Below are 18,460 nucleotides of genomic sequence, written 5' to 3'. Positions count from 1 at the left end.
GCGCGGCTGAGGCACGAATCGCCCGGCGAGACCGCTTCGCCGGTGGTGCAGGACGCCCCGCGGAAGGCGTCCTGGTGGGGAAAATAGCCGCCTGACGGACACCATGCTGGACGTGACGCACCGGCGGCGGAAATTGATTTCCGCCGTCCCGCGAATGCTTTATGACAGCCTTGGCGACGAGGCTGGATCTGCGCGCGCGATGGACGTTGCGATATTCGAAGACCTGATCGACCGGCTGGGGGAGGATCTGTCCCGCTGGCCCGACGATCAACGTCTTGCCGCCGTCCAACTCCTCGCATCCTCGGCCGAGGCGCGGACGCTCTATCAAGAGGCGAGCGCGGTGCGCCGGGCGCTTACGGCGCCGCCGGTTCGCGCGCCCAAGGGGCTTGTCGATCGCATCGTGACCGCCGCGGCGAAACTGCCCCAAGAGACGGCACAAGAGACGGCCTCGGAGCCGGCCGCGCCGGCGGAACAGCCGAACGATGCGCAAGCTCCGGATGATACCGCACAGCAGGGCAAGGTGTTGCCCGCGCTGTTGCTGGCCCTCTGCCTGTTGCCAGCATTGGCGCCGCCGGCATTGATGCTCGGCGAGCCGGATTTGCCGATCAGCCTCTCGCTCTAGGCTCTCCACATTCCTTTTGCGCCCGCGGCCCGGTGTCCGCGGCAGGTCGCCTGCGCCCGCTCGGCGCGCCGTGAGCCCGCAGCCGACGCGGCAAATTCTGCCGATTAATCAAGTGATTCCGCGCGAATGAATCCGCGCCTGAAATCGGCGCGTCGTCCGTTTTATCTGCGAACGACTTCACGATCCAAATGTTCCAACGCGTTCCGCCGCCTTAGCCCGCGGCGAAGAGAGCCTTGTCATGACCGTCTCCTCGGCAACCTCTGCTGCAGCCTCCGCCGCCTCGAGTTCGTCGAGTTCATCGTCGAGCGCATCGATGGGGATGAGCTCGACCGATTTTCTCAATTTGCTCGTCAGCGAACTGCAGAACCAGGATCCGCTGAACGCCACCAGCACGACCGACTTCATCAACCAGCTCACTTCCTACGCCAACTTCACCGAGCAGCAGTCGACCAACGCCAGCATGACGTCGCTGGCGAGTTCGTTCTCGAGTCTCGTGACGTTGAACTCGGTCAACTATATCGGCCACACCGTCGAGGCGAAGACGAGCACGGCCGAACTGACCAATGGCTCGGCGACCTTCGGCTACTCGCTCACCTCGGCCGCTTCCAACGTCGCGATCACGATCCAGGATTCCTCGGGCAACACGGTCTGGAGCGGCAAGGGGACCGGAAACGCCGGTTCAAACAGCTTCACCTGGAATGGTCAGACCACGAGCGGCACCCAGCTCAGCGATGGCGGCCAGTACACGATCCAGGTGACCGCGACCGACGCCGCCGGAAACTCGCTGCTCAGCTACACCACGATGACGGGAACGGTGACCGGGATCGATGCCTCCGGCTCGACGCCCTCGTTGCTTGTGAATGGCGTCCCCGTCAGCGCCGCCAACATCATCGGCGTCACGTCCTGATTGCTTCCGGAGTATTATCATGAGTCTCACTGGTGCACTTTCCTCGGCGATCTCGGCGCTCAATGCGCAGAGCCAGTCGCTGGCAATGATTTCCGACAACATCTCCAACGCCGATACCACGGGTTACAAGACCACCTCGGCGATGTTCGAAGATCTGGTGACGGCGTCGAACAGCGCCACCTCATATACGTCCGGCGGCGTCACGGTGTCCGGCCGTGCCAACATCACCCAGCAGGGATTGCTGGCCGCGACCACCAACGCCACCGACGTTGCGATCCAGGGCAGCGGCTTCTTCGTCACCACCAACGCGACGTCGGGCGGCACCACCTCCTATACGCGCAACGGTGCGTTCACCACCGACAACGCCGGCTATCTCGTCAACAACGGCAATTACCTCGAGGGTTGGCGCACCGACGCTGACGGCAACATCGTTGGCAACGCCTCGGCCGCGAGCCTCGGGCCGATCAACACCCAGGTGGCATCGACCAGCGGCAGTGCCACCACCAAGACCACAGTCGCGGCGAATCTGCCGGCCGATGCCGCCGTCAACGCGACCTTCAACAGCTCGATAACGGTCTACGATTCGCTCGGCACGGCGAGCACGATCCAGATCGATTGGAAAAAGACCGCCGACAATACCTGGCAGGCGAGCTTCGAGCAGCCGAAGCTTGCGTCGGACTCCAGTACGGCCAGTGCGAACGCGATCACCGACACGGTGGATATTACCTTCAACAGCGATGGCTCGCTTGCCTCGACGGTGCCGAGCCCGCCAACAATCTCGGTGACCGGCTGGAAAGATGGTGCGGCCGACAGTTCCGGCACCAGCGCCATCACGCTCAATCTCGGTACGGTCGGCAAGACCGACGGTCTCACGCAATATTCGTCGGGCGAAACCACGCCAGCGGTCGATCTCACGAGCATCACGTCGGACGGCCTGCCCTACGGCAAGCTGAGCAGCATCTCGATCGGAAAGGGCGGCGTGGTCGACGCGACCTATTCCAATGGGCAGACGATCGCGATCTACAAGATTGCGGTCGCGACCTTCAGCGATCCCAACGGATTGAGCGCGGCCAGCGACGGCATGTACTCCGCGACGGCGGCCTCCGGCAACGCCACGCTGCAGACTTCGGGGAGCAACGGTGCCGGAACGATCTACGGCAGCGAGCTGGAATCCAGCACCACCGACACCAGCGGCCAGTTCTCCAACATGATCTCGGCGCAGCAGGCCTATTCCGCGGCCTCGCAGGTGATCACCACCGTCGACAAGATGTTCGATACGCTGATCTCGGCGGTGTCGCGATGATGACCGCAAAGAATGACCGCCTGCTGGTCCGGCTTCGGCGGCTGAAGGCGAGGGCCGCTTCAGCTCAGCCGAATGACCGGGCGCAGCTCACTGCGCTGCTCGACGATGTGGAGACATTGCGCGGCGAGCTGATGCGCGAATGCGCGCGGCTCGACCAGGAACTCAACCGGGCCACGGTCCGGGTAACGGCGATCACCGCGTATGGGCGCAGCGCACAATCGGTCCGCGCCCTGCGTCGCGGACACTAGCTTGAACGGGAGCGATGACATGACACCGGAACGCAACATCAAGATCAATCCCGCGGGCAATGACGAGCGCGCGAGGTCGTTGATCGCGCTGATCGACAATCTGATCGCGATCGTCAACGAGGAGAACGTCGAGCTCGCCAAGGGCCTGCCGGCCTCGCGGCTGAAGCAGGTCGACGAGAAGAACCGGCTTGCCACCCTGTTCGAGCAGTGCGTGGCAGAGGCCGTTGGCAAGACCGCAAACCTCAACGTCCAGGATCGGGTGCTGCGCGAGCAGCTGATGGACCGGATCCTGAAGCTCCGCGGGGCGATGGACGAGAACGTGATGCGGTTGCGTGCGGCGATCGATGCCAGCAATCGCCGGATCGAGGCGATCATGCAGGCGATCCGCGAGCAGATCGCCAACGTATCGCCCTACGGGGCCGGCGGCCGTCGCGTCACGCCCGCGATGTCCTATGGCACAAACGTGCGGGCCTGATCTGGTCCGCGCCGGAGGGAGTTAGCCGTGTCGTCGCTCGATATTGCACGAAGCATTGCATTCAGCGGGCTGTCGGCCACGCAGGTGCAGATCAGCGTGACCTCGGCAAATATTTCGAATGCCGATACCAAGGGCTATACCGAGAAGACCGCCAACCAGAGCGCCAGCGTCACCGGCGGCGTCGGTACCGGCGTCACGATCACGGGGATCACCAGCGCCGTCGACAAGCTGCTCCTGAAGTCGCTGGTCGGGGCCGATTCCGATCTCGGCGCCGCCGACACCACCAACAGCTTTCTGACCGAGCTCCAGCAGCTCTATGGCAGCACCTCGAGCGGGGACAGCTCCACCACGGGCACCTCGCTTGCCAACACGCTCGCGGCCTTCGAATCGGCATTGTCGTCGCTGGCGAGCACGCCGAGCAGTGCGTCGCTGCAGTCGAACGCGGTCAGCGCGCTTGCCGCGGTCACGACGCAACTTCAACAGACGTCGAGCGGCATCCAGACGCTGCGCTCCAATGCCGACCAGGACATCGCGTCGTCGGTCACCGACATCAATTCCGATCTGCAGCAGATCTCCGACCTCAACAAGCAGATCAAGCAGCAGGCCGCAACCGGGCAGTCGACCGCCGATCTGGAGGACCAGCGCAACAGCGCGCTGCAGGACCTCGCGTCGATGATGAATGTGAGCTATTTCACCACGTCGACCGGCGATCTGCAGGTCTATACCGGATCGGGGCAGGCGCTGGTCGACAGCACGGCGCATCCGCTGAGCTATACGGCGTTGCCCAGCGTCACGGCTTCAACGACCTACAGCGCAGGATCGTCGAGCGGCTTCAGCGGCATCATCGTCAACGGGGTCGACATCACCTCGCAGATCTCCTCCGGCAAGGTCAGCGCGCTGATCACCCTGCGCGACCAGACGTTGCCGGCCGCACAATCGCAGCTCGATCAACTCGCCCAGCAGCTTGCCACGAGCGTCAATGCCGTGTCGAACCAGGGCACGTCGGTGCCGCCGCCGTCCAGCCTGACCGGGACCGCCACCGTGAGCAGCGCGACGCCGTTGTCGGCAACCGGCACGGTGCGCATCGCGGTTGCGGACAAGAGCGGCAATCTCGCGTCCTACAAGGATCTTGATCTGTCGTCCTACGCGACGGTCGGTGATCTCGTTACCGCGATCAACGGCATCTCGGGCCTGTCAGCGTCGGTCGATGCCAACGGACATTTGTCAATTTCGGCGACCGGGTCCGGCAACGGCGTCGCCATCAACGAGATGACGAGCTCGGTCGGCAGTTCCGGTGATGGGTTTTCGGATTATTTCGGGCTCAACGACCTGATCACGGGGACTGGCGCGTCGGATATCGCGGTCCGCAGCGACATCCTTAACGGCACGGCGGCGCTGCCGACGGCAACGCTCGATGCGTCATCCACGCTGACGGTCGGAAATTCGGTGCTGTCGCCGGGCTCCGCGACGGTGGTGAACGCGCTCTCGAGCACGCTGACGGGGTCGACCAATTTCGCCATGGCGGGCGGGCTCGGCGCCACCACCGGCTCGTTCACCGATTATGCCGCCGCGATCGTCGCCAACGTCGCAAGCAAGGCGACCCAGGCGTCGGCGACCTACACCGCCAAGCAGACCGCGCAATCGACCTATGCGAGCTCGCTGTCGTCGCAGTCCGGCGTCAACCTCGACCAGGAAAGCGCGAATCTGAGCTCGTTGCAGAACAAATACGCTGCCGCGTCCCAGATCATTACGACCATCAACGCCATGTTCTCGGCGCTGATGACCGCGATGAGCGCAAGCTGAGTGAGGCCGCTGTCATGATGATGCGTGTTGCCACCTTTGCACAATCGGAACAGATGATCACCAGTGCGCTGCGGGTGCAGGCGGTGATGGCCAACGAGCAGGTGCAGGAGTCCTCCGGGCTGCAATCCGAGGATTTCGGCGGTTACGGCTCCGGCGCCGGTCGGGTCATCAATCTGCAGGTCTCGGTGACGCGCGCCCAGTCCTATATCGATGCCAGTAATCTCGCCGACAACAAGGTGCAGGCGATGTATTCGGCGGTCGGCTCGGTGACGGATATCATCACGCAGCTTCGGACCCAGCTCAGTGCCGCGACCACCGGCAGCAGCACGGCGACGGCGTCGGTGATCAACTATGCCCAGCAGGCGATATCGCAGATGCAGGGACTGCTGAACACGCAATATGACGGCGAATATGTCTTCAGCGGCGCCCGCACCGACACTGCCCCTGCGGATCTGTCGACCTTCGACACCGGCACCGGCTCGCTGACGACATCAGACACCAGCTACTACAAGGGCGACAGCGAGATCGCGTCGGTGCGCGTCTCCGACAGCCAGTCGATTTCCTACGGCGTCACAGCTGACAACCCGGCCTTTGAGCAGGTGATGCGGCTCTTGAAGTACGTCGGCAACAGCACGACACTGTCGTCGAGCGATATTTCGCAAGCGCTCGACCTTGCCAGCAATGCGCTGGATGCGACGTCAACGGTGCAGGCGAAGCTTTCGACAGCGGCTTCGCAGATCGAGACCGCCAGCACCAACCAGAGCGACTACCAGAATTTCGCAAAGACCCTGTCGACCAACCTCACCAGCGTCGACGTCGCTGCAGTGACGGCGCAGCTTTCGACCTATCAGGCGCAGCTGACCGCATCCTATTCGGCGATCGCCAAGATCCAGGGCCTGAACCTGGCGAGCTATCTGCGATAGCAGGCCACAGGTCGCATCAGCGGTTCAAGATCTTCAGCCAGACATCGCCGAGGATGATCGGTTCGCGCGGGGCGAGCCAGGTGAGGCCGGCGGCCTTGCCAAGCTCGGCGATGCTGCCCTTGCTTTGCATATCCTCAAGCGCCTTGTTGACGGCCTCCAGCAGCGCCTTGTCGGTTTCGAGCGCAACGTAGCCGCGGTTGGCGCCGATCGGATAATAGTAGCCCGAGGCCGTGATCCTGGTGTCGGGATGCTCGGCGCGGTAGGCGTCGAACCGGCGCAGGTCGAGCAACGTGGCGTCGAATTCGCCGCGCTCGAGCTCGCCCAGCAGGTCGCTGCGCCCCGGAACGAGGTGGGTGATGTCGTCGATCAGCTTGCCCTTGTCGAAGGTCATCAGGATGGCATCGCCGAGCGTGCCGCTTTCGATCGTGAGGCGAAGCCCGGCAACATCGCCGATATCGGTGATCTTGCGGTCCTTGAGCTTGTCCTTGGCCTTGGGACCGAGCACGACGGTCATCGGCGAGTAGATATAGGGCCGGCTCGGCACCAGCACGCCGATCGGGATCCGCCGGCGCCGATCCTCGCGGGTGGCGCCGTCGAAGTCCGGCAGCTTGGCCGTCGTGACGCCGGGCACCCTCAGCGAGTCCGTGGTGAGGGCGTAGCCGCCGACCAGCGCGCAGCGTCCGTCCGACAGCAGCGCGTTGGCTTCGAGCGCGGGACTCGAATCCTCGTCGAGCTTGCTCTCGAACCACTGGATCTTGAGCGGCCGCCCCAGACGCTCGGCAATGGCCTGCGCGAGCGCCACGTCGAAACCGGCATCCGGCTTGCCGCGATGATGCGCCGACAGCGGCGGCAGATCCTCGTCGAGACATACCTTGAGCGGGTCGCCGGCGGCATACGCGACCGGCATCGCGGTGAGCAGCAGAGCCGTCGCTGCGCCCGCAAGCAGAGCCCTCATGGCGTCCTCCGGCTCGACACGAAGGCCCAGACGTCGGCGATCTCCTGTTCGTTCAGGATGTCGACCCAGGGCGGCATCTTGCCGTTCTTGCCTTGCTTGACGGTCGTCACGAAGCGCGTCTTGTCGTCGGGGAAGGCGCGCAAGTCCGGCGTGATGGTGCCGGAGTTGACCATGTTGGGCCCATGGCAATGCGAGCAGTTCTTCGCGTAGGTGACCTTGCCCTCGTCGGCCTGACCGGAAAGATCGATTGCACTGGTTTGCTGTGCGGCAGCCGGGATCAGCATGATCAAGGCCGCCGCGACGGCGGCGAAGATCGCCGCCGTCAACAGGGTTACTCTTTCAGTCACGTGCGCTCCGCGCTCAGTTCTTGACCGCGAAGACCCACAGCGACCCGCCGGGCGGCACTTTCGCCAGCCGCTCGTCGCCGGAGAACAGTGCGTAGACGCCGCCATAGCCCGAGGTCACCGCGACATACTGCACGCCGTCCTGCTGCCAGGTGACGGGCTGCCCTTCGATGCCGGAGCCGGTCTGGAACTGCCAGAGCTTCTTGCCGGTGTCGGCGTCGAACGCCTCGAACTCGCCGGTCAGCTGACCGGAGAACACCACACCGCCGGCGGTGGAGAGCACGCCGGAGAAACGCGGAATGTCGCTCGGCGCTTCCCACTTGGCCTTGCCGGTCATCGGGTCGATCGCCTTGAGATGGCCGCGCGGTCCGGTGCCCCATTCCCAGGGATCGGTGAGGTCCATGCCGAGGTACCACTCGCCCTGCTTGAACGTCACCGGCTCGGCCTTGTACTTGCCGCCGAACGCCAGCGTGTTGGCGTAGGCGAGGCCGGTCTGCGGATTGTACGACATCGGCTCCCAGTTCTTGCCGCCGAGGATCGACGGATAGACGGTGACCTTCTTGCCGTCACGCGCATCCTTGCTGACGTCGGTCTCGATCGGGCGCCCGGTCTTCATGTCGATGCCGGTGGCCCAATTGACCTTCACATAGGGATTGGCCGCGAGCAGCTTGCCGTTGGTGCGATCGAGCACGTAGAAGAAGCCGTTGCGGTTGGCATCCATCAGCACCTTGGTCGGCTTGCCCTCGACATTCATGTCGGCGAGCACCATTTCGGCCACCGAGTCATAGTCGAACGGATTGTTCGGCGAGAACTGGTAGTGCCACTTGATCTTGCCGGTCTTCGGGTCGAGCGCGAGCACCGAGCAGGTGTAGAGGTTGTCGCCCGGGCGCACCGCCGAATTGAACGGGCCGGGATTGCCGATGCCCCAATACACCGTGTTCAATTCGGCATCATAGGAGCCGGTGATCCAGGTCGATCCGCCGCCGAGCTTCCAGGTATCGCCCTTCCAGGTGTCGCCGCCGGGCTCGTCCGGCGTCGGGATCGAGTGGGTACGCCAGAGGCGCTTGCCGGTCGCGGGATCCCAGCCGTCGATGAAGCCGCGGGTGCCGAATTCGGCGCCCGAGATGCCGGTGATGACAACGCCGTCGGCGACCAGCGGCGCCACCGTCATCGAGTAGCCTTCCTTGATGTCGGCGGCCTTCTCGCGCCACAGCTCCTTGCCGGTCTTGGCATCGAGCGCGATCACGTTGGCGTCGAGGGTGGTGCGGAACACCTTGCCGTCATAGAGCGCCGCGCCGCGATTGATGATGCCGCAGCAGACGATACGCGGCGTCTCGGCGGGATACTCGACCTTGGTCTTCCAGATCTGCTTGCCCGTCTTGGCGTCGATCGCGATCGTGGCGCTGTGGGTGGTGACGTAAAGGACGCCCTGGTAGACGAGCGGCTGCGATTCCTCGCTGCGGTCGTCGTTCAAGCTGTAATTCCAGACCGGCACCAGATTCTTGACGGTGTCCTTGTTGATCTGGTTCAGCGGCGAGAAGCGCTGAAGATTGTAGCCCATTCCATAATTGAGAACGTTCGATGTATCAGTCGCCCCCTTGACCAACTGTTCGTTGGTCTGCGCGCTTGCACCATACGATGCAAGAATCACGAGGCTTGCGGCCAGCGCAATGCGTCTCATCATATCTCCTCCCAATGAACCTTTTTGCTGCACGCCTATTCCCTGACGTTGCGGATGCAACCATCGGCCTGAAAGCAAAACGGGTCAATACGAAAACGTGAACGAACCCCAGCGAACGCCCCAGGGCGGCCGAAGCGTCAGGTTTTTCGCAGATGCGTCCGTAGCTTACCGCGGCGTGGAATACACAACACCACGCGTGGCCCGCGGTTATGTCGCAGCGCGCACGGTTCGATCAGCTTGACGGCGAATGAGGACAGGCACTCGGGCGCGGCTTCATGCCCCGCTTGTCCGGCGGCACATTGCAATTGTCGATGCGCTGCTCGTCGGTCCATTTGCGGCCGAGCCGCTCCTTGCCGGTGAGCGTGCGTTGCTGGACCGCCTCCGCGGATCGGGCAGGGGCTCTGGTCTGTGCCGACATCGGCGCGATCAGGCCGAGCACGACAAGGAAGCCCAACGCATTCCTGCAAATGCCGCTCATGGATGACCTCGTTCATTCGGGTGCGATGCGTCAGGACTCCAGAGATGACCCGGTGGGGAGGTCTCGTTCCACCCGAAACCCGACGAGCGCTTACCGGCTGTGCAAACTGTACGACGCGTCTCCAAAGCTGTTATGCTTTGTCTCGATTTGCAGCGCGCGCGCTTCGTCACGTCGCCGGAGCGGCACGCAAGGGAGACGAATGATGATTTCGCGCCGATCGCTTGCTTTGACTTTGGCCATGGCCGCCCTCGCGGGCCCCGCTTTGGCGGCATCCGGCCGCGGCAGCGTGCTCAAGATGCTCGATCCCGACAATGACGGGACGGTCGACCTTGCCGAAGCCAAGAAGGCGGCCGCCGTCCTGTTCGCGAAGCTGGATCCTGACCATGACGGCACGCTCGACGTGCGCGAATTGCGCGGACGGCTGACCGCAAAAGAGCTGGCGATGGCGGATCCGGATCACGACGGCACCCTGACGCTCGACGAATATCTCGCGGTCGTCGAGCAGCGCTTCAAGGCCGCCGATCCCGACAATGACGGAACGCTGGATGCGAAAGAGCTGAAGTCGCGCGCCGGGCGGGCACTGCTGCGCCTGCTCAAATAAGCTTCCGGCAGCACCCTCCACGGGGCCGATTCCGGTCATTGACGCCGGAATCCGGCGCATAACAAAAAAAGTTGCGATTTCGCTCTTGGGCAAGACTCGGCCGCCGTGTTCGGGTCTCCTTATCCGTGCGTCGCTGCCCGGCAGCCGGAATATGCCTGACAGAACAGTGTCGGAATTTCCCAACCGTTCCAAAGCCGGGCAGGCGTCAGCGAGCCGTCGTCCGTTCCGGCATGTCCAGCAGCGAAGTCGGGTCCCGACCACCCCAGCTTGCGCCCTGGAAAACCCAGCCCTAGCTTGCCGCGCGGCGCGAAGCTTGCGTCAACTTATACTTGGGAGAAGGAAATGGCCTGGAAAACACCGAAGATCGTCGAAGTGCCGGTGGGCATGGAAATCAACATGTACGCCTGCGCAGCGCGCAAGTAACGCAATAATGTGAGACAGCCTGCCCGGCTGGTGCAGCTTGCTGCATCGGGCCGTGGCAGGCGTCTTTCGCGCAAAGTACCTTCGCGGCTCTGACACAGTCGCTCGAACAGCGTCCCTCACATCCTTCCCACAGGACCTTGAGACCGACATCGCCCGCGCGATTGGCGGGCCACACTGCTTTGTCCTACAGTGCGGTTCAAGGTGGTGCTACGGGACGATGAATCTCGCAATCAAGATCGGGCGTTGGGTAGGCGTGGTGTGCGCGGTGGTTGCCGGCGTCGCCGCGGCGTTGCCGCTCGGCGCCTATGCCGAGGGTTTTGATACCGAGCACATCTTCGGCTTCATGATCGGCTCTGATGTGGGCGAGGTCGGCGAGCGCGAGTTTCAGACTCAGACCACCGGGCGCTTCGCCAAGGACGGCGGACGGTATCGCACGCTCAATCAGGAATTGGAGCTCGAACTCGTTCCGGCGCCGAATTTTCGCGTCGAGCTCGGAACGTCGTTCTCGGCCTACGACATCAATCGCGTCCCGGGCTTTGACGATCGCCGCCAATTGTCGTGGCAGGGCGTCTCGGCCGATTTCCGCTATCGCTTTCTCGATCGCGAGGCGGCGCCATTCGGCATGACCGTCGCGTTGGAGACGCGTGCCGACCGCATCGACGAAGTGACGGCCGCGGCCGTCCGCAGCTACGGCACCGAGCTCACGCTGGCGTTCGACCGCGAAGTGATCCCGAACTTTGTGGTGGCGGCTTTGAACGTCAGCTATGAGCCGGAATGGACGCGGATACCGCGCACCGGTACAGCAGAGCAGGACGCCACGGTCGGCGTTGCGCTCGCGCTGATGGCCAAGGTGAAGCCGGATATCCTGATCGGCGGCGAAGCGCGCTATTTCCGGAAGTATGAGGGGATCGGCCTCGATGAACTGTCCGGGCAGGCGCTGTTCATCGGACCTACCGCTTATTTCCAGCTCTCCGAGCGCTCACGCCTGACCGCGACCTGGAGCGTCCAGGCCTGGGGGCAGCACGCCGGGAGCAGCGGCGCCCTCGATCTGGTCAATTTCGAGCGCCATCAGGCGCGGCTGGTGTACGGTCTCAACTTCTAGGTTCCCACGTCCTCTCACGGGGCTGTGAAACTCTGTCTTGGCTGAATACGTATTCCGTCGTGTTATCTATTTCATGAGCACGCTTAGGGATCGCGCATGAACCCGATTGATCTGATCGTCACTGTATGTGCCGTGCTGTCGCCCGCCACCTGCGAGGAGCAGCATCTGGTGTTCAACTGGAGCGGCTCGCTGCAGCAATGCGCCATGGCCGCGCCGCCTTACATCGCGCAATGGGTCGGCGAGCATCCGAAATGGACCGCGGTACGATGGCGCTGTGAGTATCCGCACAGCAATGATCGCGCTGACACGGGCGGCGAGCCGCCGGCCGGCTAGAGTGCGATTGGTCCGGGTTCAATCGTCGTCGCGCTCCAGCTTCTCGTTTTGAGCATGATCTCCGCGCAAACGCGTTCCGCGTTTGTCGCGAGGGAAAACCGCTTCACACTTTTCCGGATCATGCTCTATTTGTTGCAATCCTTCAGGTCCTTGTCGGAAATCGAAAACACGGCGTCGGCCTTGATCTCGATGTCGCGGACAAAGCATTGCTTGGCACCGCTGTAGCCGACCTTGGCGTCGTAGCGGCCGGGCTCGACGCCGGTGATGCGCAGGCGCTCATCGTGGTCGACTTCCTTGTCCTTGTCGTTGAGCGTCTGGTTGGGACCCCACTCGCTCTTGCCCGCCGGCGACAGCTCGAAGCTCGAAATCGTGGCGCTGGTCAGATTCCACAGCCGGATTCCCTTGCCCTTGCTTTGGGCCAGCACCGCGCCCGGCAGCACAAGCAACGCAACTCCAGCAGCAATCAACGCACGCGACATCCAACGTCTCCCTTACGCCTTTGTCCAAGGATGACGACGTCTCACATATTTGCAAGGTCCAACTGTGAGAGCTGCCGCTTGATTTCGTCGATCTGGGCTTCATCGCGCGACGCGCGCGGCGCGGCGATGGTCTCGACGTGAAGGATCCGCGCCGGCCGCGGCGACAGGAAGAACAGGCGGTCGCCGAGGCGGACCGCGTCGTCGAGGTCGTGAGTGACCAGGAGCGTCATCATCTTCCGGCTTGCCACCAGGATCGCGACCTGGTCGCGCAGCCGACCCGCCAGTGCATTGTCGAGCGAGGCCAGCGGCTCGTCGAGGATCAGGAAATCCGGCTCGATGGCGAAGGCGCGGGCGAGCGCGACGCGGCGGGCGAGGCCGAGCGACAGCTCGCCGGGGAAATGGTTGCGGTGCACGGTCAGTTCGAGCACCTCGAACAGCGCCGAGAGCGTGCTGTCGTCGACATGAGGTGCGGCCAGCCGCACATTCTCCTCGACGGTGCGCCAGGGCAGCAGCCGTGGCTCCTGGAACACCATGCCGAGGCGCATGCCGGGTGAGCGCGCGACGTGGCCCTGGTAGTTGCCGTCGAGCCCGGCGAGGATCCTGAGCAGGGTGCTTTTGCCGCAGCCCGACGGGCCGAACAGCACGCCAACCTCGCCGGCATTCAATGTGAAGGTGACGTTGTCGAGCACGTCGTGCCGCTTCCCGGCCGCGCTCGCAAAACTCTTGCCGGTGATATTGACCTCAAGCTGCACGGAGCCGCCACCGCGTTAGCCTGGTTTCAAACGGCTGCACCAGCAGGGTCTCGATGACGAGCACGACACCAGCAAAGCTTAGCGAGTAGGCGAGCAGCAAGGGGATATCGAACAGCTGGAAGGCGACGCCGATCTCAAAGCCGACGCCGTTCGGCCGGCCCAGATATTCAGCAACCAGAACGATCTTCCACACCAGCGAGAGCCCGGAGCGCGCCGCGGCCGCGATGTAGGGCGCAAGCTGCGGCAGGATCACATGCCGGAAGGCGCGGCCGCGCGGTAGGGCAAACGCCGCTGCCATCTCGTCGAGCGCGGGATCGAGCGCGCGGGCGCCCTCACGTAGCGTGACGACGGCGGTCGGCAGTTTGTTGATGGCGATGGCCGCGATCGCGGCGACCTCGGTCAGTCCGGCCCAGATATAGGCCAGCACGATGACGACGAGTGCCGGCAAATTGAGCAGCAGGATCAGCCAGGGGTCGCCAAGGCGGTTGGCCAGCGAGACGCGGCCCATCAGGTAACCGATCGCCGAGCCGAGCGCCATGGCGAGCGTGAAGGCCAGCGCGACGCGCGCCAGCGTTGCACCGAGATTGAGGAACAGCGCCCCCGATCGGGCTTCGGCGACGAGCACAGACAGCACCGCCGGCGGTGCCGGCAACTTCGCATCGCCGATCAGCAGCGAGGCGATCCACCAGGTCGCGATGAACAGCGCGAAGGACAGGAGGCGCAGCACCTTTAGTCTCCTGGGATCGCTTGATAGAACGTGCCCGGATCGAGCTCGGTTGCCGTGCCGACCAGCTCGCGGCCGCCGAGCTGCGCCAGCACCCGGTAGAGTACGCGCGCATCCGCTTCTTCGTCCGCGATCGACCGGCGCGGGATACCTTCGCGGTAGCGGTCGCGATAGGCATGCACGGTTGCGGCATCCTGCGCACCGGTGAGCGGCGCGATCGCATCCCATTCGGCGTCCGAGGTCGCCAGGATCTGCTTTGCGGCGCGCGTCACGGCGATGAAACGAGCCACCAGATCCCTGTTGGCGTTGGCCCAGGCTTCGTCGAACACGTAACCGATCATTGCGATGCGGCCCTTGCTGCCGAGCTTTTGCAGGATCTCCTCCATGCCGGCGAGACGGCGGAAGCCCTTGGCTTCAAGCGCGGCGCAGAAATTCCAGTAGTTGAGCGTCGCGTCCATCTCGCCGTCGAGCGTCTTGGCCGTAAGCAGTGGCGGCGCGCCATAGACGATGGTCGACTGCGACTTCAGGTCGACGCCGTCCTGCTTCATCGCGGCCTGCAGCAGCAGCCAGTTCTTGTCGATCGCGCCGCCGGCAATTGCGAGCTTGCGTCCCTTGAGGTCCGCGAGCGTCTTGAGCGGCGAGGCGGCGGGGACCATCACAGCCCCCAGCGCGCTCGAATAGGGATAGAACTGCAGCTTGGCGCCGAGCGAACGCTCCCGCGACACCCAGGGCCAGTCGGACACCATGACGTCGGCCGAGCCGGCGCGCAACGCGATCTTGCCGGCCTCGGGGCTGGCGAGCTCGGTGACGTCGATCGTCAGATTGGCCTTCTTGTCGAGGCCATGGGAGCGAATGACGGCCAGTTCCCAGGCCAGCGTTCCGGTCTTCTGCGCTGCAATGCGGATGGTCTCCGCGTTGCACGAGGTGCCGAACTGCATGACCGCCAGGACTGCCGCAGCCAACACCGTGCGAACAGAGATGATCATCGTTTCTTGTGCCACTTCCCCGAATGTTTTCTTTTCTGATCAACATCCATAGCATAGCTTGCGCGAAGAGAAGAGGAAGCAGGACCATGGCAGGAGCTGGCATGCTACGACCGATTGTCGCCGTCTGGGTGCTCGCCGGGACGGCCATCAGCGTGCGGGCCCAGGAGATCAACGACTATCCGACCTCCGCACGGGCCGAATATGTGTTCGGCTGCATGAAGGCCAATGGCGAAGGCCGGCAGTCGATCGAGCAATGTTCCTGCTCGATCGACGTCGTCGCATCGATCATCCCTTATGATCGCTACGTCACCGCCGAGACGGTGCTGAGTATGTCGCAGGTGCGCGGCAATCTGGGCGGCCAGTTCCGCTCGTCCGAGCAGGCCGCGAACGCGCTCAATGACCTCAGGCGCGCCCAGGCCGAGGCCGAGGTCAGGTGCTTCTAGTGTCTGTCGTGGACGGATGGCGCGTCAGGTCCCGGGATTCTCGACCTTCCACTCGTGCTCGAAGACGTGCCCGTCGGTGTCCTTGGCTTCGGCACGGAAGAGCTTTGCGCCATTCGAGACGTAGGTGAAGCGGATATTGGGATCCTCGGAAATCGAGATTCCTCCCTCCATCGCCAGCACCGGACTGTCGTCCTGCCAGATGTGCAGCTCGTTGACGAAGAAGGCCGGGATATAGAGCTGCGTGACCTGGTCCATCTGCAGGCCTGAATTGTTCGGATGCCCGATCATGATCTGGGCTTCCCGCGTGCTGGTCGCCGGACCCTGTTCGGACTTCGTAAACTGGCGGTAGCGCATCTGGCCGAGGCGGTTTTTCGCCTCCTCGACGTTCTTGCCGGCCGGCGCCGAACAGCCGCCGGATGCCTTGACATAGACCTTGCTGACATAGAGCTTGCCGTCGCTGAGTTCCGCGACGGCGTGCACATTGGTGTAGTTGTTGACGCGGACGCGGGTCGAGATCTCGCTGACGTTGGCGCTCGGCCCCAGCGTGAATTTCGCGGCCATGGGCGCCGGGTTCTCGTCGATGACAAGCGTGATCGCGACGACGCGGCGGCTGTCGCTGGGCGGCAGCTTGGTACGCAGCGTCACCGGGACGATCGCGGCGTCTTCCGCGCGCGCCGGCATCTCGATGCCGATGACGTCGCCGCCGTCGTTCATCGGGCGGTTGCTGAAGATGTCCTGGACGAGGCCCGGCCAGGGATCATAGGCCTCGGCGGCGGGCGCAGCCGATATGCCCAGCGTCATCGTGAGCAGGCTGGCGATGCAAAGCAGGCGGGCGCGATGTCGAGGCATGTTCGCGAAATCCTATGCGAGTTGCGTCATTATAGGACCAACAGCTACTCCCATTCAATTTCCGAGAATGCTGCAGTTGCGTTGCGGGCATTGTAATCGTCGAACAATTGCCAGCGCGGCCGCTCGGCTTCCCCGGCATGCTCGGCGGCTACCGTGATCGGCTTGCCGCTCGCGAGAAGCGCACGCACGTCTGTGGCCAGCGTCCCAAGATAACGCCGCTGGTCGGCAAGCGCTGCAGGCCATGCGCTCACGGGGCCGTGACCGGGAACCACGCGCTCAGCGGCAATCGCCGCGAGGTCGTCAAGTGCACGCAACCAGCCCTTGAGGCTGCCATCAACCACGGGAATATGGATGAGAAACACCATATCGCCGGCGAACAGGGTCTGGGTTTGTTCGTCGAGCACGGTGAGGTCGTTGTCGCTGTGCGCCGGCGGCCACGCCTTCAGCGTCAGGCTGCGTCCACCGAGGTCGAGCTTCAGCGTGTCCTCGACCAGCACGGTCGGGGGAATGATCCTGACTTCGTCGATCAGCGCGTCGCCCATCGTGCGCCGAAAGCCGTCGAGATAGAATTGCCCTCGCGTCGCTAGTGCGCGGGGCAGGGTCTTGTGGCCGACGAAGCTGGTCCCGTCATCCACGAAGGCCGCGTTGCCGAAGCTGTGATCGGGATGCGCATGGGTGTTGATCACGTAGCGGATCGGCTTGTCGGTGTGGCTGCGGACCGCTGCAAGCAATTGCCGCCCTTCGCGGACACTGCCGCCGGTGTCGATGACGGCGACGGCGCTGTCGCCGACCACGAACCCCACATTGGCGATGGCGCCTTCGTTCTCGCGCGTCATCAACGCAATGACCCCGGTGTGAACGAATATTCCGGGGGCGACTTCGCTCACAGGCAATTCCGCCTCTTGCGCCCACGCTATGGTCGGCGCCCAAAACATCAGGAGCAGCGCAAGCACCGAACCGCCATGAGCCATGTTTCAGCCTCAGTTTCTCCGGGACGCGCGATCAATGTCGTTGCGCGCCAGTTTGCGCTGCAACAAGCAACGCGGCGCTGTCGCGATCATTATCCCTGTTGCACGTCATGGTACGCCCTGCAATTGCTGGATGACGGCGAAGCGTCCGTTCGAGAGGAGACCGCGTGATGAGAATTGCCGGATACCGTCCTGTTCTGCTCGCGCTTGCAGGCTTCATCGCCTGTCTCGCCGGGCGCGAGATCGCGCACGCGCAGGTCAATGATCAGGGCGAACTCTCCATCGAACTGATCGATGCCAAAGTGCTGCGCATCTGCGCCGATCCGCGCAACCTGCCGTTCTCGAACGAAAAGGGCGAGGGCTTTGAGAACAAGCTCGGCGAGCTGTTTGCCGAAAAACTGCAGAAGAAGCTCGACTACATGTACTTTCCGCAGGCGACCGGCTTCGTGCGGATGACGCTGGCGGCGCATCGCTGCGACGTGATCATGGGATTTCCACAAGGCGATGACCTCGCGCAAGGCACCAATCCCTACTATCGCACGGCCTATGCGATCGTCGCCAAGCCTGGCAGCGGGCTCGACGAGGTCACGACGCTCGGGGACGCGCGGCTGAAGGGCAAGCATATCGGTATCGTTGCGGGAACGCCGCCCGCCACCAACATGGCCATCAACGGTCTGATGAGCAACGCCAAGCCCTATCCGCTGATGATCGACACGCGCTACGATTCGTCGGCCGAGGCCATGATGAACGATCTCGCCAAGGGTGAGATCGACGCCGGCATCCTGTGGGGACCGATGGCGGGCTATTACGCCAAGAAGGCGAACCCGCCGATGCATATCACGCCGCTGGTCAAGGAGACCACTGGACCGAAGCTCGTCTATCGCATCGGCATGGGCGTGCGTGGGTCCGATCAGAACTGGAAGCGGCAGCTCAATCGCCTGATCCAGGAGAACCAGCCGGCGATCAACAAGATCCTGCTCGATTACGGCGTTCCGCTGCTCGACGAGAACGACCGTCCGATCGGGCCGGAGACCGCAACCAAGTCGCCGTGATCCGGCTTG

The 18,460-nt window shown here is 63.6% G+C and carries 23 protein-coding genes; 13 read left to right on the top strand and 10 right to left on the bottom strand.

Features of this window, described 5'->3' with window-relative positions; translation table 11 throughout:
- Positions 1-103: 103 nt before the first annotated feature.
- The 7 genes from K359_RS66180 to K359_RS0114915 all read left to right on the top strand — a co-directional run bounded on the left by K359_RS66180 (position 104) and on the right by K359_RS0114915 (position 6,281).
- Positions 104-622 (top strand): hypothetical protein, encoded by a 519-nt coding sequence (locus K359_RS66180; protein ID WP_334261766.1) that lies wholly within the window; start codon positions 104-106, stop codon positions 620-622.
- Positions 623-860: 238 nt separating this feature from the next.
- Positions 861-1,529, top strand: coding sequence for a flagellar hook assembly protein FlgD (locus K359_RS51975; RefSeq protein ID WP_035976580.1), 669 nt, complete (start codon positions 861-863; stop codon positions 1,527-1,529).
- A gap of 19 nt (positions 1,530-1,548) precedes the next feature.
- The gene (gene flgE, locus K359_RS0114935) at positions 1,549-2,832 is read left to right on the top strand and encodes a flagellar hook protein FlgE (protein WP_029080081.1); all 1,284 of its coding nucleotides are present in this window, start codon (positions 1,549-1,551) and stop codon (positions 2,830-2,832) included.
- Positions 2,829-3,080, top strand: coding sequence for a hypothetical protein (locus tag K359_RS0114930; protein ID WP_029080080.1), 252 nt, complete (start codon positions 2,829-2,831; stop codon positions 3,078-3,080). Before flgE ends, K359_RS0114930 begins: the two co-directional genes overlap by 4 nt.
- A gap of 19 nt (positions 3,081-3,099) precedes the next feature.
- Positions 3,100-3,555: a hypothetical protein gene (locus K359_RS0114925; protein WP_029080079.1), complete on the top strand. Its 456-nt coding sequence runs from the start codon at positions 3,100-3,102 to the stop codon at positions 3,553-3,555.
- Positions 3,556-3,582: 27 nt separating this feature from the next.
- Complete coding sequence (gene flgK, locus K359_RS0114920; RefSeq protein WP_029080078.1) at positions 3,583-5,358, top strand: flagellar hook-associated protein FlgK; 1,776 nt, start codon at positions 3,583-3,585, stop codon at positions 5,356-5,358.
- A gap of 14 nt (positions 5,359-5,372) precedes the next feature.
- Complete coding sequence (locus tag K359_RS0114915) at positions 5,373-6,281, top strand: flagellin (protein ID WP_029080077.1); 909 nt, start codon at positions 5,373-5,375, stop codon at positions 6,279-6,281.
- Positions 6,282-6,297: 16 nt separating this feature from the next.
- On the opposite strand, the gene K359_RS0114910 is transcribed toward K359_RS0114915, so the two are convergent.
- From K359_RS0114910 to K359_RS0114895, 4 genes are all read right to left on the bottom strand, one after another.
- A complete protein-coding gene (locus tag K359_RS0114910; RefSeq protein ID WP_029080076.1) occupies positions 6,298-7,236 on the bottom strand; it encodes an ABC transporter substrate-binding protein in 939 nt (312 codons plus the stop codon).
- Entirely contained in the window at positions 7,233-7,520 is a 288-nt protein-coding gene (locus K359_RS0114905) for a cytochrome c (protein ID WP_051346139.1), read from the bottom strand. Before K359_RS0114905 ends, K359_RS0114910 begins: the two co-directional genes overlap by 4 nt.
- A gap of 76 nt (positions 7,521-7,596) precedes the next feature.
- Positions 7,597-9,261, bottom strand: coding sequence for a methanol/ethanol family PQQ-dependent dehydrogenase (locus K359_RS0114900; RefSeq protein ID WP_029080074.1), 1,665 nt, complete (start codon positions 9,259-9,261; stop codon positions 7,597-7,599).
- A gap of 232 nt (positions 9,262-9,493) precedes the next feature.
- Positions 9,494-9,739, bottom strand: coding sequence for a hypothetical protein (locus K359_RS0114895; protein ID WP_245284607.1), 246 nt, complete (start codon positions 9,737-9,739; stop codon positions 9,494-9,496).
- Positions 9,740-9,941: 202 nt separating this feature from the next.
- Here K359_RS0114895 and K359_RS0114890 point away from each other — a divergent pair, with 202 nt between their 5' ends.
- The 4 genes from K359_RS0114890 (at position 9,942) to K359_RS0114875 (ending at position 12,198) form a co-directional block, all read left to right on the top strand.
- A complete protein-coding gene (locus tag K359_RS0114890) occupies positions 9,942-10,340 on the top strand; it encodes an EF-hand domain-containing protein (RefSeq protein WP_029080072.1) in 399 nt (132 codons plus the stop codon).
- Between the two features lie 342 nt (positions 10,341-10,682).
- A complete protein-coding gene (gene pqqA / locus K359_RS51970) occupies positions 10,683-10,763 on the top strand; it encodes a pyrroloquinoline quinone precursor peptide PqqA (protein ID WP_009031067.1) in 81 nt (26 codons plus the stop codon).
- Between the two features lie 217 nt (positions 10,764-10,980).
- Positions 10,981-11,865 (top strand): hypothetical protein, encoded by an 885-nt coding sequence (locus K359_RS0114880; protein WP_051346135.1) that lies wholly within the window; start codon positions 10,981-10,983, stop codon positions 11,863-11,865.
- Positions 11,866-11,961: 96 nt separating this feature from the next.
- Positions 11,962-12,198, top strand: coding sequence for a hypothetical protein (locus tag K359_RS0114875; RefSeq protein ID WP_029080070.1), 237 nt, complete (start codon positions 11,962-11,964; stop codon positions 12,196-12,198).
- Between the two features lie 125 nt (positions 12,199-12,323).
- Here K359_RS0114875 and K359_RS0114865 read toward each other — a convergent pair whose 3' ends face one another.
- The 4 genes from K359_RS0114865 to K359_RS0114850 are packed head-to-tail and all read right to left on the bottom strand — an operon-like array spanning position 12,324 to position 15,091.
- Positions 12,324-12,677 carry a hypothetical protein gene (locus K359_RS0114865; protein ID WP_029080069.1) on the bottom strand — a complete coding sequence of 118 codons (354 nt, stop codon included), beginning with the start codon at positions 12,675-12,677 and terminating at the stop codon, positions 12,324-12,326.
- A gap of 41 nt (positions 12,678-12,718) precedes the next feature.
- Positions 12,719-13,429 (bottom strand): ABC transporter ATP-binding protein, encoded by a 711-nt coding sequence (locus K359_RS0114860; RefSeq protein ID WP_029080068.1) that lies wholly within the window; start codon positions 13,427-13,429, stop codon positions 12,719-12,721.
- Positions 13,419-14,156, bottom strand: a complete 738-nt coding sequence (locus tag K359_RS0114855; protein WP_029080067.1) for an ABC transporter permease — start codon at positions 14,154-14,156, stop codon at positions 13,419-13,421. Before K359_RS0114855 ends, K359_RS0114860 begins: the two co-directional genes overlap by 11 nt.
- A gap of 2 nt (positions 14,157-14,158) precedes the next feature.
- On the bottom strand, positions 14,159-15,091 hold the full coding sequence (locus K359_RS0114850; RefSeq protein ID WP_245284613.1) for an ABC transporter substrate-binding protein: 933 nt from the start codon (positions 15,089-15,091) through the stop codon (positions 14,159-14,161).
- A gap of 149 nt (positions 15,092-15,240) precedes the next feature.
- On the opposite strand from K359_RS0114850, the gene K359_RS0114845 reads away from it, so the two are divergent.
- Positions 15,241-15,582, top strand: a complete 342-nt coding sequence (locus K359_RS0114845) for a hypothetical protein (protein ID WP_371261155.1) — start codon at positions 15,241-15,243, stop codon at positions 15,580-15,582.
- Positions 15,583-15,606: 24 nt separating this feature from the next.
- On the opposite strand, the gene K359_RS0114840 is transcribed toward K359_RS0114845, so the two are convergent.
- On the bottom strand, positions 15,607-16,431 hold the full coding sequence (locus tag K359_RS0114840) for a quinoprotein dehydrogenase-associated SoxYZ-like carrier (RefSeq protein ID WP_029080064.1): 825 nt from the start codon (positions 16,429-16,431) through the stop codon (positions 15,607-15,609).
- Positions 16,432-16,475: 44 nt separating this feature from the next.
- Positions 16,476-17,366 (bottom strand): quinoprotein relay system zinc metallohydrolase 2, encoded by an 891-nt coding sequence (locus K359_RS0114835; RefSeq protein ID WP_245284611.1) that lies wholly within the window; start codon positions 17,364-17,366, stop codon positions 16,476-16,478.
- Between the two features lie 203 nt (positions 17,367-17,569).
- Here K359_RS0114835 and K359_RS0114830 point away from each other — a divergent pair, with 203 nt between their 5' ends.
- Positions 17,570-18,451: a substrate-binding domain-containing protein gene (locus K359_RS0114830; protein ID WP_029080062.1), complete on the top strand. Its 882-nt coding sequence runs from the start codon at positions 17,570-17,572 to the stop codon at positions 18,449-18,451.
- The last annotated feature ends 9 nt before the right edge of the window (positions 18,452-18,460 follow it).

Source organism: Bradyrhizobium sp. th-b2 (genome assembly GCF_000426785.1).
Lineage (GTDB): Bacteria > Pseudomonadota > Alphaproteobacteria > Rhizobiales > Xanthobacteraceae > Bradyrhizobium > Bradyrhizobium septentrionale.
The sequence above is the reverse complement of the archived record's forward strand: the minus strand, read 5'-3'. Positions and strand labels throughout refer to the sequence as shown.